General features: G+C 30.9%; 25 protein-coding genes and 1 pseudogene. 20 read left to right on the top strand and 6 right to left on the bottom strand.

Features of this window, described 5'->3' with window-relative positions; all coding sequences use genetic code 11:
- From L8X27_RS04940 to ilvE, 4 genes are read right to left on the bottom strand one after another with little or no spacing between them, the layout of a single operon-like run.
- Entirely contained in the window at positions 1-489 is a 489-nt protein-coding gene (locus L8X27_RS04940) for a DUF2393 domain-containing protein (RefSeq protein WP_259443337.1), read from the bottom strand.
- A gap of 41 nt (positions 490-530) precedes the next feature.
- Positions 531-1,067, bottom strand: coding sequence for a DUF2393 family protein (locus L8X27_RS04935; protein ID WP_133319505.1), 537 nt, complete (start codon positions 1,065-1,067; stop codon positions 531-533).
- Between the two features lie 17 nt (positions 1,068-1,084).
- Positions 1,085-2,155 carry a prohibitin family protein gene (locus tag L8X27_RS04930; protein WP_133319506.1) on the bottom strand — a complete coding sequence of 357 codons (1,071 nt, stop codon included), beginning with the start codon at positions 2,153-2,155 and terminating at the stop codon, positions 1,085-1,087.
- 12 nt (positions 2,156-2,167) lie between these two features.
- On the bottom strand, positions 2,168-3,082 hold the full coding sequence (gene ilvE / locus L8X27_RS04925) for a branched-chain-amino-acid transaminase (protein ID WP_133319507.1): 915 nt from the start codon (positions 3,080-3,082) through the stop codon (positions 2,168-2,170).
- A 100-nt stretch (positions 3,083-3,182) separates the two neighbouring features.
- Between ilvE and L8X27_RS04920 the strand changes: the two genes are divergently transcribed.
- The 11 genes from L8X27_RS04920 (at position 3,183) to L8X27_RS04870 (ending at position 14,050) form a co-directional block, all read left to right on the top strand.
- Positions 3,183-3,389, top strand: a complete 207-nt coding sequence (locus tag L8X27_RS04920) for a tautomerase family protein (protein ID WP_133319508.1) — start codon at positions 3,183-3,185, stop codon at positions 3,387-3,389.
- Complete coding sequence (gene bcp, locus L8X27_RS04915) at positions 3,386-3,847, top strand: thioredoxin-dependent thiol peroxidase (RefSeq protein WP_263659520.1); 462 nt, start codon at positions 3,386-3,388, stop codon at positions 3,845-3,847. Before L8X27_RS04920 ends, bcp begins: the two co-directional genes overlap by 4 nt.
- Entirely contained in the window at positions 3,841-4,914 is a 1,074-nt protein-coding gene (locus L8X27_RS04910) for an epoxyqueuosine reductase QueH (RefSeq protein WP_263665493.1), read from the top strand. The genes bcp and L8X27_RS04910 overlap by 7 nt, the downstream gene beginning before the upstream one ends.
- A 68-nt stretch (positions 4,915-4,982) precedes the next feature.
- Positions 4,983-5,423 carry a 3-hydroxyacyl-ACP dehydratase FabZ gene (gene fabZ / locus L8X27_RS04905; RefSeq protein WP_039619275.1) on the top strand — a complete coding sequence of 147 codons (441 nt, stop codon included), beginning with the start codon at positions 4,983-4,985 and terminating at the stop codon, positions 5,421-5,423.
- A complete protein-coding gene (lpxA, locus tag L8X27_RS04900) occupies positions 5,423-6,214 on the top strand; it encodes an acyl-ACP--UDP-N-acetylglucosamine O-acyltransferase (protein WP_263671243.1) in 792 nt (263 codons plus the stop codon). The genes fabZ and lpxA overlap by 1 nt, the downstream gene beginning before the upstream one ends.
- Complete coding sequence (gene clpX / locus L8X27_RS04895) at positions 6,207-7,436, top strand: ATP-dependent Clp protease ATP-binding subunit ClpX (protein ID WP_039619273.1); 1,230 nt, start codon at positions 6,207-6,209, stop codon at positions 7,434-7,436. The genes lpxA and clpX overlap by 8 nt, the downstream gene beginning before the upstream one ends.
- A gap of 2 nt (positions 7,437-7,438) precedes the next feature.
- Positions 7,439-8,476: a rod shape-determining protein gene (locus L8X27_RS04890; RefSeq protein ID WP_012662095.1), complete on the top strand. Its 1,038-nt coding sequence runs from the start codon at positions 7,439-7,441 to the stop codon at positions 8,474-8,476.
- Positions 8,466-9,209, top strand: a complete 744-nt coding sequence (mreC, locus tag L8X27_RS04885) for a rod shape-determining protein MreC (RefSeq protein WP_133319511.1) — start codon at positions 8,466-8,468, stop codon at positions 9,207-9,209. The genes L8X27_RS04890 and mreC overlap by 11 nt, the downstream gene beginning before the upstream one ends.
- Positions 9,210-9,298: 89 nt before the next feature.
- Positions 9,299-10,270, top strand: coding sequence for a catalase (locus L8X27_RS04880; protein WP_263660462.1), 972 nt, complete (start codon positions 9,299-9,301; stop codon positions 10,268-10,270).
- Between the two features lie 97 nt (positions 10,271-10,367).
- Positions 10,368-13,631, top strand: a complete 3,264-nt coding sequence (gene carB, locus L8X27_RS04875; RefSeq protein WP_263671213.1) for a carbamoyl-phosphate synthase large subunit — start codon at positions 10,368-10,370, stop codon at positions 13,629-13,631.
- Positions 13,628-14,050 carry a Sua5 YciO YrdC YwlC family protein gene (locus tag L8X27_RS04870; protein WP_263671214.1) on the top strand — a complete coding sequence of 141 codons (423 nt, stop codon included), beginning with the start codon at positions 13,628-13,630 and terminating at the stop codon, positions 14,048-14,050. Before carB ends, L8X27_RS04870 begins: the two co-directional genes overlap by 4 nt.
- Here L8X27_RS04870 and L8X27_RS04865 read toward each other — a convergent pair.
- Positions 14,047-15,081: an isoaspartyl peptidase/L-asparaginase family protein gene (locus L8X27_RS04865; RefSeq protein ID WP_263659513.1), complete on the bottom strand. Its 1,035-nt coding sequence runs from the start codon at positions 15,079-15,081 to the stop codon at positions 14,047-14,049. The genes L8X27_RS04870 and L8X27_RS04865 overlap by 4 nt on opposite strands.
- 189 nt (positions 15,082-15,270) lie before the next feature.
- Between L8X27_RS04865 and L8X27_RS08060 the strand changes: the two are divergent.
- The 5 genes and pseudogenes from L8X27_RS08060 to bioD form a co-directional block, all read left to right on the top strand.
- A pseudogene (locus L8X27_RS08060) lies at positions 15,271-16,047 on the top strand (cache domain-containing protein); the annotation flags it as partial.
- Between the two features lie 21 nt (positions 16,048-16,068).
- Entirely contained in the window at positions 16,069-17,262 is a 1,194-nt protein-coding gene (locus L8X27_RS08055) for a methyl-accepting chemotaxis protein (protein ID WP_404842198.1), read from the top strand.
- Positions 17,263-17,325: 63 nt separating this feature from the next.
- Positions 17,326-17,673 (top strand): DMT family transporter, encoded by a 348-nt coding sequence (locus L8X27_RS04850; RefSeq protein WP_087699708.1) that lies wholly within the window; start codon positions 17,326-17,328, stop codon positions 17,671-17,673.
- Complete coding sequence (locus L8X27_RS04845) at positions 17,673-17,987, top strand: DMT family transporter (protein WP_087699706.1); 315 nt, start codon at positions 17,673-17,675, stop codon at positions 17,985-17,987. The genes L8X27_RS04850 and L8X27_RS04845 overlap by 1 nt, the downstream gene beginning before the upstream one ends.
- A gap of 7 nt (positions 17,988-17,994) precedes the next feature.
- Positions 17,995-18,567, top strand: coding sequence for a dethiobiotin synthase (bioD, locus tag L8X27_RS04840; RefSeq protein WP_263671215.1), 573 nt, complete (start codon positions 17,995-17,997; stop codon positions 18,565-18,567).
- On the opposite strand, the gene L8X27_RS04835 is transcribed toward bioD, so the two are convergent.
- Positions 18,541-19,809 (bottom strand): adenosylmethionine--8-amino-7-oxononanoate transaminase, encoded by a 1,269-nt coding sequence (locus L8X27_RS04835; RefSeq protein ID WP_263671216.1) that lies wholly within the window; start codon positions 19,807-19,809, stop codon positions 18,541-18,543. The two genes, bioD and L8X27_RS04835, sit on opposite strands and share 27 nt — an antisense overlap.
- 128 nt (positions 19,810-19,937) lie before the next feature.
- Here L8X27_RS04835 and L8X27_RS04830 point away from each other — a divergent pair, with 128 nt between their 5' ends.
- Genes L8X27_RS04830 through bioC form a run of 4 tightly spaced genes read left to right on the top strand, consistent with a single transcriptional unit; the run spans position 19,938 to position 22,982 of the window.
- Positions 19,938-20,552, top strand: a complete 615-nt coding sequence (locus L8X27_RS04830; protein ID WP_263671217.1) for a tetratricopeptide repeat protein — start codon at positions 19,938-19,940, stop codon at positions 20,550-20,552.
- Positions 20,552-21,676 (top strand): aminotransferase class I/II-fold pyridoxal phosphate-dependent enzyme, encoded by a 1,125-nt coding sequence (locus tag L8X27_RS04825; protein WP_263671218.1) that lies wholly within the window; start codon positions 20,552-20,554, stop codon positions 21,674-21,676. The genes L8X27_RS04830 and L8X27_RS04825 overlap by 1 nt, the downstream gene beginning before the upstream one ends.
- Positions 21,673-22,299, top strand: coding sequence for a pimeloyl-ACP methyl esterase BioG family protein (locus L8X27_RS04820; protein ID WP_263671219.1), 627 nt, complete (start codon positions 21,673-21,675; stop codon positions 22,297-22,299). The genes L8X27_RS04825 and L8X27_RS04820 overlap by 4 nt, the downstream gene beginning before the upstream one ends.
- Positions 22,284-22,982: a malonyl-ACP O-methyltransferase BioC gene (bioC, locus tag L8X27_RS04815; protein WP_263671220.1), complete on the top strand. Its 699-nt coding sequence runs from the start codon at positions 22,284-22,286 to the stop codon at positions 22,980-22,982. Before L8X27_RS04820 ends, bioC begins: the two co-directional genes overlap by 16 nt.
- Positions 22,983-22,985: the final 3 nt, after the last annotated feature.

Here is a 22,985-nt window from a genome sequence, read left to right as displayed (position 1 = left end):
TTATCTGCATTTTAATTGTTTAAAAATTTTATAACTTTGAAAATGAGGTGGCAATCCCACTTCAAAAGAAAAGTCTTTGTAGGTATGACCTGATAATTGATTTGCAATGTTAATATTATACGAAACATCTCTTTGTTGTTGATTTGCTTTTTTTATGCTATCAAAATTTTGTTGATTAAAAATTTCTCCACTGATTTCATGCTTTTTATTATTATCAATAATTCTAAGTTCTAAAAAGCATTCTGAAATTTTAAAATTAGTATCGTTGGTTACTCTACCTTTTATAATAATACTTTCTGTAGCTAAGCGTCTGTAGGTTGAAAAATTACTCAAACTAGCTTTTTTTGTGTATTGATCTATAGTTAATAATAAAGAAATAGTTAAGATTGAGGCTAATATAAAACTTATTATGCAAAAAATTATCATATATTTTTTGTTTTGTATTTTTAAATAGAATAAAATCCAAGTAAGGAATGTTGAAGCTAGCATAATAAAAATGATAAGAATATGAAAAAAAGTAAAATATCCCATTAAAAACACTTTGAATTAATTTTAATATCAAAATCTTGACCTTCATTAAAATCGGAAAATTTGGTTTTTAGATTAATAGTTTGGTTGGGACTTATTGTTTTTTCGATAGTGGTAGATTTACTTCTTAATGGTTTTAATAAATGTATTAAATTTTTAAAAGTATTATTTTCATCGCTTTTTCTAAATACTTCTACTTTTATTTTGCAAAATTTAAAACTTTTTTTAGAAGTATTTGTCAAGCTATAATCAACACTTAAAGAATTATCATATACAAAAAATTGAGCATTATCTAAGCTAGCTATTCTGGATCTAACTTTAGTATCAATTAAAAAATATCCCAAATACGCAATACTAAGTGAACATAAAATTCCTAAAAAAATTATAATAAAAGCAAAAGTAGGTTTGTTTCTAACAATCAAAGCAATAAATAAAGTGATAATGAAAAAGAATACAACTAAAGCCATTAACAAAAAATCGATCAAGTGCAAATGAGCTGTATAAAAGATCATTTGCTCTCGGATATGTTGAACATTCATCATCACTTCTTTATTTTTTAATTTGCTACTGAACTTGTTCTTTTATTATCTTTGCTATCAACCCAAATATTTGGCACAGCTCCGCCTGGTGTTAAGAAAATTTTAGCATCTTTATTGACTTTAAGTGCTTCATTAAATTGCTTTTGGGTTTCAATTTGTTTTAAATCAAGTAAAGGATTATTTAAACTTTTTGCTATTTCTCTATTTGAATATGCTTGCGCATCAGCTTCAATTTTTACGGCACTTGCTCTACCTTTAGCACTAATAATAGTTGCATTTGCCTCCCCTTCAGCTAAAGCCGCTTTTTTAAGTGCTTCTTGGTTAGCTCTTTCAACTTCATATTTAGTTCTTTCAGCTTCTTGTTTAGCAATTTGTACTCTTTCGATTTGTTCTTTTACTTTTATAGGTAAGATAATTTCTCTAAGCTGAACTGCTTGAAGCTCAGCAGGCTCATTTGGTTGGCTTTCAATAGTTTTTCTAATGCCCTGATCAATTTGCACCGCTATAGTATTACGATTTGTTGGAAGCTCTTCTGCAGTGTATTGACCTACAACATTTCTTACAACATCTCTTACTACTGGATCTATGATTTTATTTTCCCAATTAAGCCCCCATGTTGCGATAGTTTGAGGAACTTGTAAAGGATTTAATCTGTATTGAACGGTTACATCAATAGATACAGGCAAGCCTCTTGAATCAAGCACTGAAATACTATTTTTATTAACAACGCCTGATCCTATTTGTAAATTTTCATTTATTCCTTCGATTGAAGCATAGTTGATTTGTCTTACTCTAGTATCTACGATAGTGATTTTTTGCAGTATAGGCATAAAAAAATGAAGTCCTGGTTCAAGTGGGGTAGGGCTGTATTTACCTGTAGTGGATTTGATCCCCATTTCCCCTGAATTTACTATTGCAAAAGGTTTAAAAAGTGCAAAAACTAAAATAATCGCAATTGCACTATAAATTAATGGGGAAAATTTCCCAAAACCTTTGAAATTAAATTCTGGTGTTTTGAAGTTTAAATTTTGCTTATTGTTGTTTTGATTGTTTTTTTTATTAAAATAATCATTCAAATCAGCTGGCATTTAGTTCCTTTGTTAAATATAAGTTAGCATAGAAGCGTATTTTTCATTGCGTCCATAAACTATATCAAAATACGCATTTTGAAGCTTTGTCGTTAGCTCACCTCTTTTTCCATCTCCTATAATTCTTGCATCAATATTATTTATCGGAGTTATTTCTGCTGCAGTTCCTGTGAAAAATGCTTCATCAGCTACATAAACTTCATCTCTTGAAATTCTTTGACGCACTACACTTATGCCCAAATCATGTGCAATTTTTAAAACAGTATCTTGAGTGATACTTTTTAATGAAAAATCATTTGGTGGTGTGATTAGCTTATTATCTTTAATCATAAAAAAACACTCACCTGTTCCTTCTGCTACAAAACCTTCTTCATCGAGCATTAAGGCTTCCTCATATCCTGCTTCTATAGCTTCATATTTAGCCATTTGAGAATTTAAATAATTTGCACTCGCTTTTGCTTTACCTAAGCTAGATTTTACACTATTTCTAGCAAAAGAAGAAATTTTAACCTTAATACCTTTTTCTAAGCCTTCTTCACCTAAATAAGCACCCCATTCCCAAGCAGCAATAGCTACCCTAACAGGAGCTTTAGCATGATAAACTCCCATAGTACCATCACCTAAAAAGATTAATGGTCGCAAATAGGTGTTATTTTGAAAATCATTTGCTCTTAAAAGTTCAACTTGTGCATTTTCAAGTTCTTCTTGAGAAAAAGGAGAATTAATTAAAGTAATTTTTGCAGACTCTAAAAGTCTTTTGGTGTGTTCTTTTAATCTAAAAATTGCTAAACCATTTTGTGTTTTATAAGCTCTTGTTCCTTCAAAAACTGCATTTGCATAATGTAATGAATGTGTTAAAACATGAATTTTTGCATCATCAAAATCAATGATTTTTCCATCCATCCAAATTTTTTTTGCCCTAATCATAACTAAGCCTTTTTGTTGAAAATAAAACTAATTTTATCAAAAATATACTAATAATTACTAGAATATAGTAAAATTATTATATTTGAAACAAGGAAAAATCATGCCAATTATAAATATCAAATTAGCTAAACCAGAATTTAGCAAAACACAAAAAGAAGAGTTAATAGCAGATATTACAGAACTTTTACATACAAAATACAACAAGCCAAAGCAAAATATAGTGATCATGTTGGAAGATATTGAGCCATATAATATTGCTTTTGGTGGTGAAAGTGTAGAAAAATTAAGATTGAAAGATAAAAAATGAAAGAATTGCAAATTGGTGATAAAGCTCCTGTGTTTGAACTTTTAAATCAAGATGGAGTTAAAATTTCTTTAAGTGATTTCTTGGGTAAAAAAATTATTTTGTATTTTTATCCAAAAGATAACACCCCAGGTTGTACCACACAAGCTTGTGAATTTAGTCAAAGTTATGAGGATTTTTTAGAGCAAAATGCTGTGATTATAGGTATTAGTCCAGATAGTGTTAAATCGCATGAAAATTTCATAAAAAAATATGATTTAAAACACACTTTATTAAGCGATAGTGAAAAAGAAATTTGCAAACTTTATGGTGCTTGGGGTTTAAAGAAAAATTATGGTAAAGAGTATGAGGGGCTTATAAGATCTACTTTTGTGATTGATGAAAATGGAAAAATCTCAAAAATTTATAAAAATGTAAAAGCTAAAGATCATGCTTTTAAGGTGTTAAAAGAATTATGCTAGTGCATATTTGCTGTAGTGTGGATAGTCATTATTTTATACAAGAATTAAGCAAAACTTATCCTGATGAGAAAATTATAGGTTTTTTTTATGATCCAAATATTCATCCTTATAGTGAGCATGAACTTAGATTTTTAGATGTTAAGCGTAGTTGTGATAAATTGGGTGTTAAGCTTTATAAAGGTGAATATGAGTATGAAAAATGGCTTGAGAGTGTAAAGGGTTATGAAGACGAGCCTGAAAAAGGCGCAAGATGTCAAATTTGTTTTGATTTTAGAATGCATAAAAGTGTTGAATTTGCTCAAAAAATTGGTGAAAAAAAACTTACAACAACCCTTTTAACATCCCCTAAAAAAGACTTAGAGCAGCTAAAATTAGCTTTACAAAAAGAATGCGATAAATTTGGTATAGAGTTTTTGGCACCTGATTTTAGAAAAAATGGAGGCACGCAAAGACAATTTGCCTTAGCTAAGCAAGATATGCTTTATCATCAAAATTATTGTGGGTGTATTTATGCACTTTCTAAACAAAAAGGCCAAAAAGCTTTTATAGATGAGCTTATGAGTCCTATAAACAAACAAATATTACCTTCAAGCATAGAAGAAAAGATAAAATTTTACAATCAAGTAAAAAATTTAGAAAAAAAGGGTGTTAAATTTGAAATTCAAAGAGAGAAATTTTTAAATTACCGCTTACTAAGAGCTTTGATAAAAGAAAACAAAAAAGCCATAAAAACTCATGTTTTATTTTATTCTCATTTTAAAAATTCTTACACTAAATTTAGTATTTTAGAAGAGGATTTAAAGTGCTATAAAAGCGTAAAGGATGAGATTAATTTATGGAGTTTTGATTATTTAAATAGTTTGTGCAAAATGCGATTTAAAAATTTTGAAGATTTTTTACAAAATCCTTTAAAAATAGAGCAAGAAATCAAAATAAGGCAAAAGCATTTTGGCGCTTATGATCTTTCGCCGGTGATTATTGTTGAAAATATCACCAAAGGTGCTTATGAATTTATAGCAAAAAGTGAAATTTATTTTGATAGTAAAGAAAAGATTGTGAAGTTATAAAACTTAACTAGTTTGTTAATATTTTTTTTGTAAAATCTGAATTTTGAATATATTTTAAGGCTAAATTTATGATAGATGTAATGCAAATTCAAAAAATTTTACCACATAGGTATCCATTTTTACTTGTAGATAAAATCGTAGAATTAAAAAATAAAGAAGTTGTTAGAGGTTATAAAAATATTAGTATAAGCGACCATGTTTTTATGGGGCATTTTCCAGATCATCCAATTTACCCGGGTGTGTTAATTTTAGAAGGTATGGCACAAACTGGAGGGGTTTTAGCGTTTGAAAGTATGGATGATAAGGTAGATCCAAGCACTAAAGTAGTGTATTTTACAGGTATTGATAATGCTAAATTTAGAAATCCAGTGCGTCCAGGTGATAGGCTTGATTATGAGATGAGTGTGGTGAAAAATCGTGGAAATATGTGGATTTTTCAAGGAAAAGCTTTTGTTGATGGACAATTGGTTGCAGAAGCTGAACTTAAAGCTATGATAGTAGATAAATGATGAACAAAATTCATCCAAGTGCTGTTATAGAAGATGGAGCTATCATAGCAGATGGTGTTGTAGTAGAGGCCTATGCCTATGTTGGAAAAAATGCCAATATAGGTGCAAATACTATCATCAAACAAGGTGCAAGAATTTTGCCTAATGTAAGCATAGGTGAAAATTCTAAAGTTTTTTCTTATGCCATAGTTGGAGATATCCCACAAGATATATCTTATAAAGATGAGATAAATTCAGGTGTTATTATAGGAAAAAATGCAGTTATTAGAGAATTTGTTACTATAAATTCAGGTACAGCTAAGGGCGATGGTTTTACAAGAATAGGTGATAATGCTTTTATAATGGCTTATTCTCATATTGCACATGATTGTTTGCTTGGAGATAATATTATTTTAGCAAATAATGCCACCTTAGCAGGTCATGTGGAACTTGGAGATTATACTGTGGTAGGTGGACTTACTCCAATACATCAGTTTGTTAAGGTAGGTGAGGGGTGTATGATAGCAGGTGCTAGTGCGCTTTCTCAAGATGTGGTGCCATTTTGCTTAGCTGAAGGAAATCGAGCAAGCATTAGAAGTTTAAATTTAGTAGGCATTAGAAGACGCTTTGATAAAGAAGAAGTGGATATTTTAAGCAAGGCTTTTAAATTTTTATTCAGACAAGGAAGTTTAAAAGATAATGCTTTAAGTTTGCTAGAAAATACTTCTAGTGAAAATGTGAAAAAAATGTGTAATTTTATCTTAGAAACAAAAAGAGGAATTCCTATATATAAGGAAAAAAGTCATGGTTAAAAGATGTAGTTTTTGCAATGAAATAGAAACAAGTGAAAGAAGAATTTTAGTAAATGATTATAATAATGCCTTTATATGTGAGTATTGTGCCGAAAGTGCTTGTAATATTTTCTTTGGAGAGGAAAAAGAATTAAAAAATAAAGAAGTTGATAAAGAAAATTTTAAAGATATTACTCCTAAGGAATTAAAAGCATATTTAGATAAATATGTTATCGGGCAAGATAGAGCTAAAAAAATCTTTAGTGTAGGGGTGTATAATCACTACAAAAGGCTTTTTAGATCTGACTTAGAAGATGATGATACAGAATTAGCAAAATCAAATATTTTATTAGTAGGCCCAACGGGAAGTGGAAAAACTTTACTAGCACAGACTTTAGCTAGATTTTTAGATGTTCCTATCGCAATTTGTGATGCGACTTCTTTAACTGAAGCAGGTTATGTGGGAGAAGATGTTGAAAATATCCTTACTCGTCTTTTACAAGCTGCTGATGGAGATGTGCAAAGAGCACAAAAAGGGATTATATTTATCGATGAGATAGACAAAATCGCAAGAATGGGCGAAAATCGCTCTATTACAAGAGATGTAAGTGGTGAGGGCGTGCAACAAGCCTTACTCAAAATTATTGAAGGATCTTTGGTAAATATCCCACCAAAAGGCGGTAGAAAACACCCAAATCAAGACTTCATACAAATAGATACAACCAATATTTTATTTGTGTGTGGCGGGGCTTTTGATGGTATTAGTGATATTATTAAAAGAAAATTAGGCGATAATGTCATGGGCTTTTTTACTGATGATAAAAAAGATGAAAAAGAAGCTTTACTTCAAAGACTAGAGCCTGATGATTTAGTGCATTTTGGGCTTATTCCTGAACTTATAGGAAGATTGCATGTACTTGCTTCTTTAGAAGAGCTTGATGAAGAAAGCATGGTGCGTATTTTAACTGAGCCAAAAAATGCCATTATTAAGCAATATCAAAAACTTTTTGCTATTGACAATGTGGAATTAAAATTTGAAGATGAAGCGCTAAGAGAGATTGCTAAGCTTTCGCTAGAGCGTAAAACAGGCGCTAGAGGTTTAAGAAGTATTATTGAAGAAATGATGGTAGATTTGATGTTTGATTTGCCAGAGTATAATGGATATAGCATAGTAATTACTAAAGAAGTGATCAAAGAAGGTGCAAAACCTTTATTTATAAAAAATAAAAAAGTTAAAGGCTGAGAATGATTTTAGATCAAATAATTGGATTTTTTTCAAGCGATATGGGGATTGACTTAGGTACTGCAAATACTTTAGTTTTGGTAAAAGATAAAGGTATAGTGATTGATGAACCTTCGGTTGTTGCAGTAGAGCGTGAAAGATATGGTAGGGTTAAAATTTTAGCTGTTGGAAAAGAAGCTAAGGAAATGGTAGGAAAAACCCCAGGTAATATCGAAGCAATCCGTCCTATGAAAGATGGTGTGATTGCTGATTTTGATATGACTGAAAAAATGATCCGTTATTTTATAGAAAAAACTCATAGAAGAAAATCTTTTTTAAGACCTAGAATTATCATTTCAGTTCCTTATGGATTAACCCAAGTAGAAAGAAAAGCGGTTAGAGAAAGTGCGTTAAGTGCGGGTGCTAGAGAAGTATTTTTGATAGAAGAACCTATGGCAGCAGCTATTGGTGCAAATTTACCAATTAGAGAGCCTCAAGGGAGCTTGGTGGTAGATATTGGCGGTGGTACTACTGAAATTGGTGTTACTTCTTTAGGCGGTCTTGTGATTTCAAAATCTATCCGAACAGCTGGTGATAAGCTTGATACTAGTATAGTAAATTATGTAAAAGAAAAATACAATCTTGTCATAGGTGAAAGAACGGGCGAGGAAATCAAAATCGCAATAGGCTCAGCAGTTCAGCTTCCAAAAGAGCTTTCTATGGTAGTTAAAGGACGCGATCAAGTAACAGGATTGTTAAATAGAATAGAGTTAACAAGTGAAGATGTAAGAGAGGCTATGCGTGAGCATTTAAAAGAAATTGCTGATGCATTAAAAATCGTTCTTGAAATGATGCCGCCTGATCTTGCAGCTGATATTGTTGAAAACGGTGTTGTTTTAACAGGAGGCGGAGCTTTAATACGCGGTCTTGATAAATATTTATCTGAAATTGTAAAACTTCCAGTATATGTAGCTGATGAGCCACTTTTGGCAGTGGCAAAAGGCACAGGTAAAGCTTTGGAAGAAATTTCTTTATTGCACCAACTAACGAATGAAGAGTAAAATTCTTAGTGTTTTAATTTTATCTTTTTTAGTGTTTGTTTCGTTTTATTATGGAGATATAATAAAACGAAATGTTTTAGATTTAAATATTGCTATTGTTAATCAGTTTTCTCAAAGCATTAATCTTTTAAAAGATAAATTTAATGAGCATTTTAATCAAGCTCAAGAAATTAAAAAATTAAGAGAAAGAAATGCTGAACTTGAAAAAAACAATATCTATATGAAAAACTTTGCCAATGAATTAAACAATATTTTAAGTGATAAAAATTCAAGTTTTTATTATCCTAATGTTAGTTTAGTTAAGGCAACTTCTTATGCTCAAATTAGTGATTATCATAAGGTTTGGCTTGATGTGGATTATAAAGGAAAAATTAAAGGCTTAATTTATAATGGCTATACAGCAGGCATAGTTATAGAAAAAAATGGTAGAGCTTTGGGACTTTTACAAGGTGATGAAGAGTGTATTTTTTCCGTATATATAGGTAAGGAACAAGCACCAGGTATAGCTCATGGTAGAAATGATTATGTTTTAGTTAAATATATTCCTAAATGGCTTGAACTTAAAATGGGCGATAAGGTTTATACAAGTGGCTTAGATGAGATTTTCTTTTCAGGAATTCCAGTGGGCGAAATTTTTAAAATAGAAGAAGAAGGTGCCTATCAAAATGCATATGTTAAACCTTATGTAAAAATGAAAGTACCAAGTTATTTTTATATGGTAGAAAATTTTTAATAAAAAGTTATTTATTTTAGTTGATATAAATTATTATTTACTATTAAATATTAGAATTATCTCTGAATTTTAAAAATTTAGGAGATTAAATGAAAAAATATATCAGTAGTTGTTTAGCTTTTTGCTGTTTAAGTGGTGCTATTTATGCAAATGAAGTGGAATATGATGCACAAAAAATAGCAGATATTTTTTATCAACTTAATGCTGATCCTAAAAATCCAAAAGCAAAAGTTAATCATGCAAAAGGCTTTTGTGCTATGGGAACTTTTGAGCCAGCTTTGTCTATCAATAAAGAAGTTGATGTGCCTTTATTAACACAAAAAAGTTTGCCAATCCAAGTAAGATATTCTTTGGGCGGAGCTTTTAAAGATGATAAAAGCAAAACAAGAGGTATGGCTATTAGAATTACTGATCCTAAAGATTCTGCTTCTTGGACTATGGTTATGCTAAATACAGAAATAAATTTCGCAAAAAATCCTAAAGAATTCGGTCAGTTTTTTGAAATGAGACTTCCTGTAAATGGTAAAGTCGATCAAGAAAAAATAAGCAAGATGATGCAAGAGGTTGATTCTTATAGAAATTTTGCTGCATATACTGATAAAATTGGCATTAGTAAAAGTGTAGCAAATACTCCATTTTTTAGTATTCATACTTTTTATTTTAAACAAGCAAACGGAGAAAACTATTTACCAGCAAGATGGAAATTAGTTCCAAGTGAAGGTGTGGCATATTTAAATGAAGCACAAATGAAAAGTGCGAGTAGTGATTTTTTAAAAGAAGATTTCCAAAATCGTGTAAAAGCTAATAAGCCGGTTGAGTATAAAATGTATTTAGTATATGCAAATAAAAATGATATTACCAATGAAACAACGGCTTTATGGAGTGGTAAGCACAAAGAAAGTCTAGTTGGGACTTTTAAGGTTAATGCCTTGAGCGATGAAGATTGTAATTTTGATGTATATTTTCCTTCGGATGTACCTCAAGGGGTTAATCCACCACAAGATCCTTTATTTGATGTAAGAAATGAAGCTTATGCTATAACTTTTGGTAAGCGTCAATAAAATTTAGCTCTTTAAGAGCTAAATTCTTTGTTAAATTCAACTTCTAAAAAACTTATATTTGTTATAATTTGGCTAAAAATTCAGCTTAGGAAAATACATGCCAAAAAGAACAGATATAAAAAATATATTATTAATAGGCAGTGGGCCTATCATTATAGGTCAAGCTTGTGAGTTTGATTACTCAGGAACTCAAGCGGCAAAAACTTTAAAAGAGCTAGGTTATAGAGTAGTTTTGATCAATTCTAATCCGGCTACGATTATGACAGATCCTGAATTTGCTGATGCAACTTATATAGAACCAATTACCAAAGAAAGTATTCTAAGTATTATCAAAAAAGAAAAAATCGATGCGATTTTACCTACTATGGGTGGCCAAGTTGCTTTGAATGTTGCTATGGAAGTTTATGAAAGTGGCGAGCTTGCAGATGTAAAATTTTTAGGTGCAAATCCTGAAGCGATTAAAAAAGGCGAAGACAGACAAGTTTTTAAAGAATGTATGAAAAAAATCGGCATGGATTTGCCAAAATCTATGTATGCGTATAATTATGAAGAAGCTTTAAAAGCTGTTGATGAGATTGGTTTTCCTTTGATGATTAGAGCTTCTTTTACCTTAGGTGGTGCAGGAAGTGGCGTGGTGTATAATATGGATGAGTTTGCAGAACTTGCAAATACTGCTTTAGCGCTAAGCCCTATCCATGAAATTTTAATCGAAGAAAGCTTACTTGGTTGGAAAGAATACGAAATGGAGGTCATTAGAGATAAAAATGACAATTGTATTATCGTTTGCTCTATTGAAAATGTCGATCCTATGGGGGTTCATACAGGCGATTCTATTACTATAGCTCCTGCTTTAACTTTGACTGATAAAGAATACCAAGCGATGCGTAATGCTTCTTTTGCTATTTTAAGAGAAATTGGAGTAGATACAGGTGGATCAAATGTGCAATTTGCTATCAATCCAACTAATGGTAGAATGATAGTTATTGAAATGAACCCTAGGGTTTCAAGATCTTCAGCCCTAGCTAGTAAAGCTACGGGCTATCCTATAGCTAAGGTAGCTACACTTTTAGCAGTTGGATTTAGTTTAGATGAGATTAAAAATGATATCACAGGAACTCCTGCTTCATTTGAACCGGTAATTGATTATATCGTAACTAAAATTCCTCGTTTTACTTTTGAAAAATTCCCAAATGCAAGCACAGAGCTTGGCACTGCTATGAAAAGCGTGGGTGAGGTTATGGCTATAGGGAGAACTTTTAAAGAAAGCATTCAAAAAGCACTTTGCTCACTTGAGAGAAATTTAAGTGGGTTTGATACTATAGAATGTGATAAAAATGAGCTTTTAACAAAAATTCGCCAAGCTAATGAAAAACGCATGCTTTATATAGCACAAGCTTTTAGAGAAGGTTTTAGCACACAAGAGCTTTTTGAGCTTTGCAAAATAGATCCTTGGTTTTTAAATCAAATCAAAGAAATAGTGGAATTTGAAAATCAAATAGATATGGATATTTTAAGTAATAAGCAACTATTAAGAAAAGCCAAAACCTTAGGTTTTTCAGATAAAAAAATCGCTAGCTTGATTAATCAAAAAGATAATCTTGAGTTAAGTCAAAATGATATTTATTATGCAAGAATTAAACATAAAATCATCGCTCAATATAGTGAAGTAGATACTTGTGCAGGAGAATTTGAAGCACTGACCCCGTATTTATACTCAAGTATTAATACAAATGAAGCTACGCAAGTAAAAGAAAGTAAAGATAAAAAAGATAAAAAAGTGATGATTATAGGTGGTGGACCAAACCGCATAGGACAAGGCATTGAGTTTGATTATGCTTGCGTGCATGCTTCTTTTGCTCTAAAAGATATGGGTGTAAAAACTATAATGTATAATTGTAACCCAGAAACGGTTTCAACAGATTATGATACAAGCGATATTTTGTATTTTGAGCCAATTGATTTTGAGCATTTAAGAGCGGTTATTGATAGAGAAAGACCCGATGGAGTGATAGTGCATTTTGGCGGTCAAACTCCGCTTAAATTTGCAAAACGCCTTAGTGCTTTTGGGGCAAAGATCATAGGAACAAGTGCAAGGGTAATAGATTTAGCTGAAGATAGAAAGAAATTTGCTAAATTTATTGAAGATCTAGGTATAAATCAACCTAAAAATGGCACAGCCATAAGTGTAGAAGAAGCGATTATAAAAGCAAATGAGATAGGTTATCCTGTGCTTGTTAGACCAAGTTATGTTTTAGGTGGTCGTGCAATGCGTGTAGTGCATGATGAGAGTGAGCTTAGACTTTATATGCAAGAAGCAGTAGATGTGAGTGATAAATCTCCGGTATTAATCGATCAATTTTTAGATAATGCAACTGAGCTTGATGTAGATGCGATAAGTGATGGAAAAGAAGTTTATGTAGCAGGTATTATGGAGCATATTGAAGAAGCAGGAATTCACTCAGGCGATAGCGCTTGCTCTTTACCTGTTGTAAATATTGATGAAGCTATGCTTGAAATGATTGAGCAAAAAACAAAAGATATTGCTTTAAATTTAGGTGTAGTAGGACTTTTAAATATACAATTTGCTATTTATGATAATAAACTTTATATGATAGAAGTAAATCCAAGAGCTAGTAGAACTGTGCCTTTTGTGAGCAAAGCCACAGGAATTCCTTTAGCTAAGGTTGCAACGCGCGTGATGTGGCAAGGAAATTTAAGAGAAAGCTTGAAATTTTATGACACCTTTCAAGTGGTAGAGGAAAAAAACGGAATTTTAAGAGCTAAAAAGCCAAAACATATTAGTGTAAAATCAGTGGTATTTCCTTTTGCTAAACTTAGCGGAAGCGATCTTGAGCTTGGACCTGAAATGCGCTCAACCGGTGAAGTTATGGGAGTAAGTAAAGATTTTGATAACTCTTATGCAAAAAGCCAACTTGCTTCTTCAAATTTCTTACCAGAAAGTGGTAATGTGTTTTTATCACTAAGAGAGCAAGATAAAAAATATGCAGTAGATTTAGCTAATGAGTATATTAAGCTAGGATTTAAAATCATTGCTACGAGTGGAACTTATAAAGTTTTACAAGAAGCGGGCTTGGAGTGTGAGTTTGTGCATAAAATTTCTGAAGGACGCCCGAATGTAGAGGATAAATTAAAAAATTCTCAAATTCAACTTGCTATAAATACTAGCGATGAGCATAGTTTTAAAGGCGACACTAAAAAAATTAGAGCAAATATTTTACGCTTTAAAATCCCATATTTTACAAATCTAAGAGCAGCTTATGCGGGGATTAAAGCTATCAAAGCTATACAAAATAAATCATGTCTTGAAGTAAAGAGCTTACAAGAATACTTAAAAACATGATTTATCTTGCTCAAACTGATACAACAGCAGGGTTTTTAAGTAAGGACTTAAAAGCCCTTAATACTTTAAAAAAAAGGCCTTTAAAGCAAGATTGTTTAATTACTACGGCTAAATTTAGTGAGCTTAAAAAACTTACAAGAGTGCCAAATTATTTTAAAAATACTATTAGAAAATCCAAAAAAACTACTTTTTTATATCCTAATTCTAAAGCAATACGCGTTGTGAAAGATTGTGCTCATGAGGAATTTTTAAAAAAGTTTGATTGGCTTTATTCTACTTCTGCAAACATTCATGGAAAAAAATTTGATCTAAATTGGGCTATGCAAAATGCAGATAAAATAGTAGATGAAAAGTTTTTTGAAAGTGGAGCCTCAAAGATTTTTAAACTTCGAGGCATTAAAAAAGTTAAACTGCGTTAATTTCCAAGCGGCCAAAATACTTTTGGCTCTTCGCCGATTTTTGCTTGTCCATGATACATTCCAAGCTTATCTTTAGTCCAAGCATAACCAACTTTTCCATTTTTATCTATTGAAATAATTCCGCCTGTACCACCAAGTTTTGCAACTTGTTTGATAGTTTCTTGGGCTGCTTTTTGCACTGAAAGTTTTTTGTATTTGTATAAAGACGCAACTTCATGAGCTGCAGCTACTCTTATGTAAATGTCACCTGTTCCTGTGCAAGAAATTGCTACTGAGTCATTATTTGCATAATTTCCTGCTCCTATGATAGGAGAATCCCCAATGCGTCCTGTCATTTTATTTGTAGTGCCACCTGTGCTTGTACCTGCTGCTAGGTTGCCGTTTTTATCTAAAGCTATTGCACCTACTGTGCCTAAATATGGCTCGGTGCTTACACCAAGATGGGCTTTTGCCTTATCACTATCTAATAAAACTTCCTTGCTTTTTTTAGCTTCTTGAAGTTGTTTGTATCTGTGCTCTGTAAAGAAGTATTTTTGTCCTACTATTTCTAAGCCATGTTTTTTGGCTAATTTATCAGCACCCTCGCCCGCTATTAAAGTATGGGGTGTTTTTTCCATAACAAGTCTTGCTGCTTCTATAGGATTTTTAATCGTCCTAGCCATAGCAACTGCACCTGCTTTTAAATTTTTTCCATCCATTATAGATGCATCAAGCTCATTAAATCCATCAGAGGTAAAAACAGCACCTTTCCCAGCATTAAATTCAGGACTATCTTCCATTACTTTAATAGCGGCTATAACAGCATCAACCGAGCTTCCTCCTTTTTCAAGTATGCTTTGACCTGCTTTTAAAGATTCTTTCATTACCTTTTCTCTTTTGGCAAATTCTTCTTTGGTAAGTCCTAAGCCACTTGTTCCACCATGTATAACGATGATAGGTTCAAAATCTTTTGCAAAGACATTATTGCTTAGTAAAAATATTAAACTAGTTAATGTCAATAAAATTCTTTTACTACAGGTTAAAAATTTCATTATTTACTCCTTTTTTAAAATTATTTATTATATTTAATAAAAATTAAATATAACTAAAATTTAATTAATAAATGAGTATTTTTAGGACAAAAATTCTACTTTTTATTTTTATAGGTGTTATTTTTGAAAAATTTTTTAGAAATTAATTAAAATGTTTTTATATTTATTGCAAAATTAGGAGGTATTTTAATGTTTAAAACTATTGTAGCTAAGAAAATATCATTTTTCACAGCTTTGATTTTGGTTGTTGGATTTGGTATTTTTGTTGGACTAAATTATTATTCGTCTAAAACGGATATTCTTCAAAGTATTGTAAGTGGAAAGCAAGAAAGTGTTAAAAATGGAAAAAATTTTTCAGATTTATACTTCAATACTAAGATAGAGAATATTAAAAAAATCGCTGCAAATATTATTGAACATAAAAATGTAAGTGAGGAATATATTGGTTCTTTTTTAGAAAAGATGTTTGGTTTTTATTCTTTTAATGCTATTTATGTTGGGTATGAAAAAGATGGTAGCTTAATTGATGTAGATATTAATTCTAAAGGAAAACATTTTATTTTAAATCAAGAAAAAGATGGTTTTGATGCTAGAGAACGCGTGTGGTATCAAAATGCAAAAAATAAAAATAAGGTAAGCATTTCAGAACCTTTTTTAGATGTCGTAACTAAAAAAATAGCTTTGTCAGTGTCAATTCCGATTGTTATTGATGGGAAATTTTATGGAGTTTTAGCAGGTGAGTTTTTTCTAGATGATATACGCAATGCTTTTGGAAGATTAAAAACTACTGCAAGTAATAATGTGTTTTTAATCAATGAAAGAAAGGAAATGATAGCTCATTCTTCTGCTAATATAGATTTTTATGAAGACAATGAAGTTAAAGAAGTGTTAAAAAATTTTGTTAATGTTGCAAGTGTAACTCCAAATGAAACTACTGATTTGATTTTGTATAAACTTAAAGGTCAAGAACGCTTAGCTGTGTGTATTATGGGAGAAAATTCTTTAACTTTGTGTTCTTCTAATGCTTTGAGTGATTATGATGAGGTTTTAAACGGACTTTTAATTACCCAAGTTATATTTGGTGTGATTTTTGTCCTTGTTATTATCGTTATTTTGGGTGGTATGATAGAGCATTTTCTTAAGAAAATTATATTTATTAAAGAAGCTTTAGAAGATTTTTTTGAAAGTTTAAACTACAAAGGCGATATGAAAGATATAGATTTAAATATCAAAGGAAATGATGAATTTGCTATTATTGGTAAAGAAATCAATAATGGTATAAAAAATATCCAAAAGAATTTAAAGCAAGACAAGAAGGCTGTGTTTGAAAGTGTTCAAAAGTTGAAAGAGATAGAGCTTGGAGATTTATCTGTTAGAATTGATAATGATCCTATAAATCCTCAACTAATAGAGTTAAAAAATGTATTAAATGAATTGCTTGATATTTTAGAAGAGAAAATAGGATCAAACATCAACGAGCTTGATAGAGTGCTTGAAAGTTATAAGGCTTTAGATTTTTCAACACAGGTTGAAAATGCAAAAGGAAGTGTAGAAATAACAACAAATGTTTTAGGTTCAGAAATCAAAAAGATGTTGATTTCTTCTTCTAAATTTGCACATAAACTAACTATACAATGTGAAAAACTAGAAGAATTTATGCAAAAACTTGTTGATGGAACTTATTCTCAATCAAATTCTTTGGAAAAATCCATAAAAGCAGTAGAGCAAATAAACATTTCTATGCAAAATGTTGGAGGTAAAACTACAGAGGTTGTTTCTCAAGCTGAAAATATTAAAGAAGTAGTAAATGTGATCAAGGACATAGCAGAGCAAACAAATTTATTAGCATTAAATGCTGCCATAGAAGCTGCTCGTGCGGGCGAACATGGCAGAGGTTTTGCTGTGGTTGCTGATGAGGTGCGTCATTTGGCTGAAAAGACAGAAAGAAGTTTAGGCGAGATAGAAGCTAATGTAAATATTTTAGTTCAAAGCGTTAATGATGTTTCTATATCAATGCATGAACAAACTCAAAGTATTTCACAAATCAATGATGCGATAATTCAACTAGAAGATGTCACAAAAGAAAATGTAAAAATAGCTAATTTTACTAATGAAACTACTAAAGAAGTAGGGGATATTTCTCAAGATATATTAAAAGAGGTAGAAAGTAAGAAAATTTAATACCAAGGAGCTTATTATTTTGTAATTTTGGTTATAATTTGCACTTTTAAAAAAAGGTAGATTATGATTGAAAGAACAAAAATAAGCTCTAATTTTGGTTGGTTTATGGTAATTTTAGGTGGTTTGGTTGAGTGTTTTTGGGTAAGTGGTTTAAAATACTCTACTGAAATTTGGCATTATGCTTTAACAGCCATTGGAGTTTGTATATCTTTTACATGTTTTTTAAAAGCTTGTGAAAGACTTGAAGTAAGTATTGCTTATAGTGTTTTTGTAGGTATTGGCACGGTTGGAGTGGTGCTTAATGAGATGTTTATTTTCAATGAGCCAAGCTCTATTACCAAGCTTACTTTAATAGCCATTTTGCTTTTAAGCATCATAGGCCTTAAAATTATTAGCAAGGAAGCTAAATAATGGAATGGTTCTTTTTGTTTTTGGCGACTGCTTTTGAAATTTTTGGCGTGATTATTATGAAACAACTTGTAAGCACTAAAAATAAGCTTTATCTTTTAGCTTTGATAGTGTGTTTTGCTTTTTCATTTGGATTTTTAAGCCTTAGCATGCAAAGTATTGCTATGAGTGTGGCTTATTCTATATGGACAGGAGCTGGAACTGCAGGCGGGGTTATCATAGGGGTACTTTTTTATAAAGAAAGCAAAAGCTTTTTAAAGCTTTTTTTGATTGCTCTTATCATTGCTTGCACCGTGGGTTTAAAAATACTTTCATAGGTTTAAAATGAAAATATACATTAGCGGTATAGACACAGATGTTGGTAAAACTTATCTAAGTGCTAGAATTTGTAAAGAATTGGGTTTTGATTATTTTAAGCTTATCCAAGCAGGCACGCCAAAAGATAGTGAGGTAGTAGCTGAGTTTAGCCCAAAAACTAAGATTTTCAAAGAAGGTGTGTTTTTAAAAACCCCTGCTTCACCGCACAAAGGTAGGATTTTAGAGAATTTAAATTATAAAGCCTTTGATATACAAATTCCACAAAGTGAAAAACTCATTATCGAGCTAGCTGGTGGGCTTTTTTCGCCCCTTGATGATGAAAAAACAATGATTGATTATATGAGTGCGTTTAAGTACCCTACGATTTTAGTCGCAAAAGACTATCTAGGAAGTATCAATCACACGCTTTTAAGCATAGAAGCACTAAAACAAAGAGATATTAAAATCCTTGCTTTAATCTTAAAAACTCAAGATACTTTTAGCAAGGATTTTATAAGCAATTACGCTAAAATTCCTATCATAGAATTTGATGATAAAGTGTGTAAAAAACTTTCAAAAATCCTTGAAAATCTCTCTTAAAGATTGCACTACATAAGCAATCTCAACTTCATTTATAACATATGGTGGCATGAAGTAGATTGTATTTCCAAGTGGTCTTAAAAGCAATCCTTTTTCTAAGGCTCTTTGAAAGACTTCAAGTCCTGCTCTTTGGTATTTGCTTTTTTGTATATCAAATGCACTTACCATGCCTAAATTTCTAAAATTTCCTAAAAAGTCAAATTCTTTTAAACTCTCCCATTGAGTTTTTATAAAAGCACTTTTGATTTTATTTTTTGTGATGATATTTTCTTTTTCAAAAATATCCAAAGTCGCATTAGCCGCTGCACAAGCTAGGGCATTACCTGTGTAAGAGTGAGAGTGTAAAAAGGCCTTTTGGCTCTCATAACTATCATAAAATTTCTCATAAATTTCATCTTTAGTAAGCACCACTGAAAGTGGTAAATACCCACCCGTGATAGCTTTAGAAAGACATATATAATCAATACTTTGTGAGCAATAATCAAGCGCAAACATCTCCCCTGTGCGTCCAAAACCTGTGGCTATCTCATCAAATATCACTTGCACGCCATAATCTTTAGCAAGTTTAACTGCCTCATCTAAATACCCAAGCTCGTACATATGCATATTGCCCGCACATTGAAGTAAAGGCTCAAGTATAAAAGCACAAATTTCATGATGATGATTTTTTAAAATACTTTCTAAAATTTCAAGTTCTTTTGTATAGTCTTTGCTTGTTGGCACAGGCGTTGTGATACTTTTTAAAAGTAAAGGCTCATAGGTTTTTTTATAAAGTGCTACATCGCCAACGCTTAATGCACCTAAGGTTTCTCCATGGTAAGAATTGCTAAGCGATAAGAATTTATCCTTTTTAGAGCCATTGTTTAAGTGGTATTGAAAGCTCATTTTTAAAGCCACTTCTATGGCTGAACTACCATTGTCTGCAAAAAAGCATTTATCAAAAGGTAAAAGCTCACAAAGCCTTTGTGATAGCTTTATGATAGGCTCATGTGAAAAGCCTGCAAGCAAGACATGTTCTAAATTTTGAAGTTGATCTTTGATTTTTTCATTGATATATTCATTACAATGACCAAAGATATTTACCCACCAAGAGCTAATGCAGTCTATGTATGATTTTTCATCAAAATCATACAAATACACTCCCTTAGCCTTTTTTATAGGTATTAAAGGTAAAAACTCATGATCGCTCATTTGCGTGCAAGGGTGCCAAATGTGTTTTAAGTCTAGTTCTTTTAAATTCATTTTTACTTCTTTGATTTTTATTACTAATAATACTACAATTTTTACTCAAATTTATGCTTTAAAATGAAAAAGGATTATTTAGAAAATATTTATATAATTAGCTTTTATCTTAAATTTAGAGGTAAAGTATGAAAAAAGTTTTGATTATCTTAGCGATTTTATTTTTAAATTTTGCATACGCACAAGAGGATTTGGTTAAAAAAGGGATTAAAGCTTATGATGGAGGTGATTCAGTTTTAGAGTATTTTAGAAAAGCTTGCAGTTTAAATAGTGGAGATGGTTGTTCTAATCTAGGTGTTATGTATATGGATGGAAAAGGTGTAAGAAAAGATAATTTCAAAGCAGTGGAATTGTATCAAAAAGCATGTGGTTTAGAAAAAGGCTTGGGTTGTTTTAATCTTGGTGTAATGTATGAAAAAGGTTATGGTATAAGAAAAGATAATTTTAAAGCGGTAGAATTGTATCAAAAATCATGTAATTTAAATGAAGGCTCTGGTTGTTCTAATCTTGGTTTTATGTATGCAAATGGATACGGTGTAAAAAAGGATAATTTTAAAGCAGTTGAATTATTTAGAAAAGCTTGCAGTTTAAATAGTGGAGATGGTTGTTCTAATCTTGGAGTTATGTATGTAAATGGCAAAGGCGTTAGAAAAGATACTTCTAAAGCTTTAGAATATTTTGGTAAAGCTTGTGATTTAAAAGATGATTTAGGTTGTCAAGCTTACGCAAGGCTTAAACAATAATGCAAATTGCACAAATTTTAGATGAGTTAAAACAACAAGATAATTTTAGAATTCTACGCTCATTAAAACATGAGGGAAAATATGTTATTTATAATGAGCAAAAATTACTAAATTTAGCGGGGAATGATTATTTAAATTTAAGCAATGAAAAAGCATTAAAGCAAGATTTTTTAACACATTTAAAAGAATTTGAATTTTCTAGTTCAAGTTCAAGAAGCTTGAGTGGAAATTATGCGATTTTTGATGAATTCGAAAGCTTTTTAGAAGCTAAGTTAGGCAGAAAAATCTTACATTTTAACAATGGCTATGCCTTAAATGTTAGCTGTTTGCAAGCTTTAGCAAGCATTAAAAATACTTTATTTTTGGCAGATAAGCAAGTACATGCAAGTATTATTGATGGTTTAAGGCTTGGCGGGGCTAAATTTATAAGATTTAAACACAATGATATAAAGCATTTACAAAGCTTAGTGCAAAAGCATTATAAAGAATTTGAAAATATCATCATCATAAGTGAAGCGCTATTTAGTATGGATGGAGATTTTGCGCCTATAAAAGAATTCATAAATTTAAAAAAAGAGTTTAAAAATATCAAAATTTACATCGATGAAGCTCATAGCATAGGTTGTTTTGGAGATGATGGTTTGGGTTATGTGAAATTTTTGGGCTTAGAAAAGGAAGTGGATTTTTTAGTTTTTACCTTTGGTAAGGCCATAGCTTCCATGGGAGCTTGCATGATAAGTAATGAAAAAGATTTTTTTATCAATAAAGCAAGAGCTTTTATATACTCAACTGCCATTGCACCTATCAATGTAGCTTGGACTTTGCATGTTTTTAAGCATTTGCATGAATTTAACGCTCAAAGAAAAAAGCTTTTAGAGTTAAGCACTTGGTTTAAAAATGCTTTGGCAAGTAAAGGTGTGGTTTTAGGTGAGGCTTATATGATATCTTTTATTTTAGGGCAAAATGCACTAGCTAGTGAAATTTCACAAAAGCTTTTAGAAAATGGTATTTTCGCACCTGCTATTAAAGAGCCAACCGTAGCTAAAAATACAGCTAGAATTCGCTTTTCTTTGCATGCTGGTTTAGTGAAAAAAGACTTAGAAAAGGTTTTGGAGGTATTTTGAAAACTCATTTTTTACATGAAAATGCAAATTCATCTGAGTTGATTTTATTTTTTTCAGGATTTTGCTCGCATTTTAGCCATTTTACGCATTTAAAAAGTGATGTAAATGTTTTAATGGTGTATGATTATACGAGTTTTGGTTGGGAATTTGATCTTAATAAATTTGAAAAAATCACTCTTGTTGGCTTTTCTATGGGAGTTTGCGTGGCGAGTAAAATTTTAAAAGATATAAAATTTGATAAAAAAATAGCCATAAATGGCACAAATTTACCTATAGATGATGAATTTGGGATTAAAAAAGCCATTTTTAAACTTACAATGAAAAGATTTGCTTTGGAAGATTTTAAAACAAATTTGCTTGAAAAAAGAATGAATTTAAGTGATGAATTTTACTTTGAAAAAGATGAGTATTTAAAAGAAGAACTTTTAAGCTTATATGAGTTTTGCACTAAGGATTTAAATGAAAATTTCACTTGGGATAAAGCCATAATCAGTAAAGAGGATAAAATCTTTCCACCAAAGCATGTTTTAAATCTTTTTAAAGAAAAGGCAATGTTTATCGATGAGCCACATTTTATATTTTTTAAATACCACACTTGGGAAGAGCTTTGCAAACTTTCATAAGAGCAAAAGACACTTATAGCGCAAATACACCAGTGCAAAAAGATATGGCTAAAGAGCTTTGTAAAATGCTTGTTAAGAATGATTTTAGTGATTTTGAAGCGGTATTTGAGTTTGGCTGCGGGGTAGGGGTTTTTAGTAAGGCTTTGCAAGAGTGTATTAAATTTAAGCATTATTTTTTAAATGATATTTATCCTTTTGAAAATCCTTGTAAGTTTGATGAATTTGGTGTTTTTGATATGAATGAGCTTAAAAATCATCATTTTTATACGAAAAAATTTGATCTTATAGCTTCAAATGCTTGTATGCAGTGGCTAAAGATAGATGAGCTTTTAGAAAATCTTGCAAATATGTTAAATAAAAACGGGATTTTGCTTTTTTCTACTTTTGGAGAAAAAAATTTCACTCAAATAAAACAAAGCACTAATTTATCACTTGAATATTTAACTTTAGAGCAAATTGCACAAAAGCTTTCTAAAAAATTTAAGATCATAAAGGCAAAAGAAGAATTAAAAGAGTTAAAATTTGATCATACTTTAGAGCTTTTTAGACATTTGAAATTAAGCGGGGTAAATGCTTTGGGTGATAAATTTTTTATAAGCAAGGCATTTTTAAAAAACTATGAAAAAGAATTTCAAAATACCTTGACTTATCATCCTTTATTTTTTCTAGTTAGAAAACTATAATCG

The sequence above is a fragment of the Campylobacter sp. CNRCH_2015_1657 genome, assembly GCF_025772685.1.
Taxonomy (GTDB): domain Bacteria; phylum Campylobacterota; class Campylobacteria; order Campylobacterales; family Campylobacteraceae; genus Campylobacter_D; species Campylobacter_D lari_D.
Note: the sequence above shows the minus strand (reverse complement) of the source record. Positions and strands in the feature narration are given on the sequence as shown.

What these genes read in the sequence shown, in the direction of transcription:
- L8X27_RS04940 (WP_259443337.1), bottom strand. Translation starts at nt 489, where the DNA reads ATGCTAGCTTCAACATTCCTTACTTGGATTTTATTCTATTTAAAAATA.
- L8X27_RS04935 (WP_133319505.1), bottom strand. Translation starts at nt 1,067, where the DNA reads ATGAATGTTCAACATATCCGAGAGCAAATGATCTTTTATACAGCTCAT.
- L8X27_RS04930 (WP_133319506.1), bottom strand. Translation starts at nt 2,155, where the DNA reads ATGCCAGCTGATTTGAATGATTATTTTAATAAAAAAAACAATCAAAAC.
- ilvE (WP_133319507.1), bottom strand. Translation starts at nt 3,082, where the DNA reads ATGATTAGGGCAAAAAAAATTTGGATGGATGGAAAAATCATTGATTTT.
- L8X27_RS04920 (WP_133319508.1), top strand. Translation starts at nt 3,183, where the DNA reads ATGCCAATTATAAATATCAAATTAGCTAAACCAGAATTTAGCAAAACA.
- bcp (WP_263659520.1), top strand. Translation starts at nt 3,386, where the DNA reads ATGAAAGAATTGCAAATTGGTGATAAAGCTCCTGTGTTTGAACTTTTA.
- L8X27_RS04910 (WP_263665493.1), top strand. Translation starts at nt 3,841, where the DNA reads ATGCTAGTGCATATTTGCTGTAGTGTGGATAGTCATTATTTTATACAA.
- fabZ (WP_039619275.1), top strand. Translation starts at nt 4,983, where the DNA reads ATGATAGATGTAATGCAAATTCAAAAAATTTTACCACATAGGTATCCA.
- lpxA (WP_263671243.1), top strand. Translation starts at nt 5,423, where the DNA reads ATGAACAAAATTCATCCAAGTGCTGTTATAGAAGATGGAGCTATCATA.
- clpX (WP_039619273.1), top strand. Translation starts at nt 6,207, where the DNA reads ATGGTTAAAAGATGTAGTTTTTGCAATGAAATAGAAACAAGTGAAAGA.
- L8X27_RS04890 (WP_012662095.1), top strand. Translation starts at nt 7,439, where the DNA reads ATGATTTTAGATCAAATAATTGGATTTTTTTCAAGCGATATGGGGATT.
- mreC (WP_133319511.1), top strand. Translation starts at nt 8,466, where the DNA reads ATGAAGAGTAAAATTCTTAGTGTTTTAATTTTATCTTTTTTAGTGTTT.
- L8X27_RS04880 (WP_263660462.1), top strand. Translation starts at nt 9,299, where the DNA reads ATGAAAAAATATATCAGTAGTTGTTTAGCTTTTTGCTGTTTAAGTGGT.
- carB (WP_263671213.1), top strand. Translation starts at nt 10,368, where the DNA reads ATGCCAAAAAGAACAGATATAAAAAATATATTATTAATAGGCAGTGGG.
- L8X27_RS04870 (WP_263671214.1), top strand. Translation starts at nt 13,628, where the DNA reads ATGATTTATCTTGCTCAAACTGATACAACAGCAGGGTTTTTAAGTAAG.
- L8X27_RS04865 (WP_263659513.1), bottom strand. Translation starts at nt 15,081, where the DNA reads ATGAAATTTTTAACCTGTAGTAAAAGAATTTTATTGACATTAACTAGT.
- L8X27_RS08055 (WP_404842198.1), top strand. Translation starts at nt 16,069, where the DNA reads ATGGGAGAAAATTCTTTAACTTTGTGTTCTTCTAATGCTTTGAGTGAT.
- L8X27_RS04850 (WP_087699708.1), top strand. Translation starts at nt 17,326, where the DNA reads ATGATTGAAAGAACAAAAATAAGCTCTAATTTTGGTTGGTTTATGGTA.
- L8X27_RS04845 (WP_087699706.1), top strand. Translation starts at nt 17,673, where the DNA reads ATGGAATGGTTCTTTTTGTTTTTGGCGACTGCTTTTGAAATTTTTGGC.
- bioD (WP_263671215.1), top strand. Translation starts at nt 17,995, where the DNA reads ATGAAAATATACATTAGCGGTATAGACACAGATGTTGGTAAAACTTAT.
- L8X27_RS04835 (WP_263671216.1), bottom strand. Translation starts at nt 19,809, where the DNA reads ATGAATTTAAAAGAACTAGACTTAAAACACATTTGGCACCCTTGCACG.
- L8X27_RS04830 (WP_263671217.1), top strand. Translation starts at nt 19,938, where the DNA reads ATGAAAAAAGTTTTGATTATCTTAGCGATTTTATTTTTAAATTTTGCA.
- L8X27_RS04825 (WP_263671218.1), top strand. Translation starts at nt 20,552, where the DNA reads ATGCAAATTGCACAAATTTTAGATGAGTTAAAACAACAAGATAATTTT.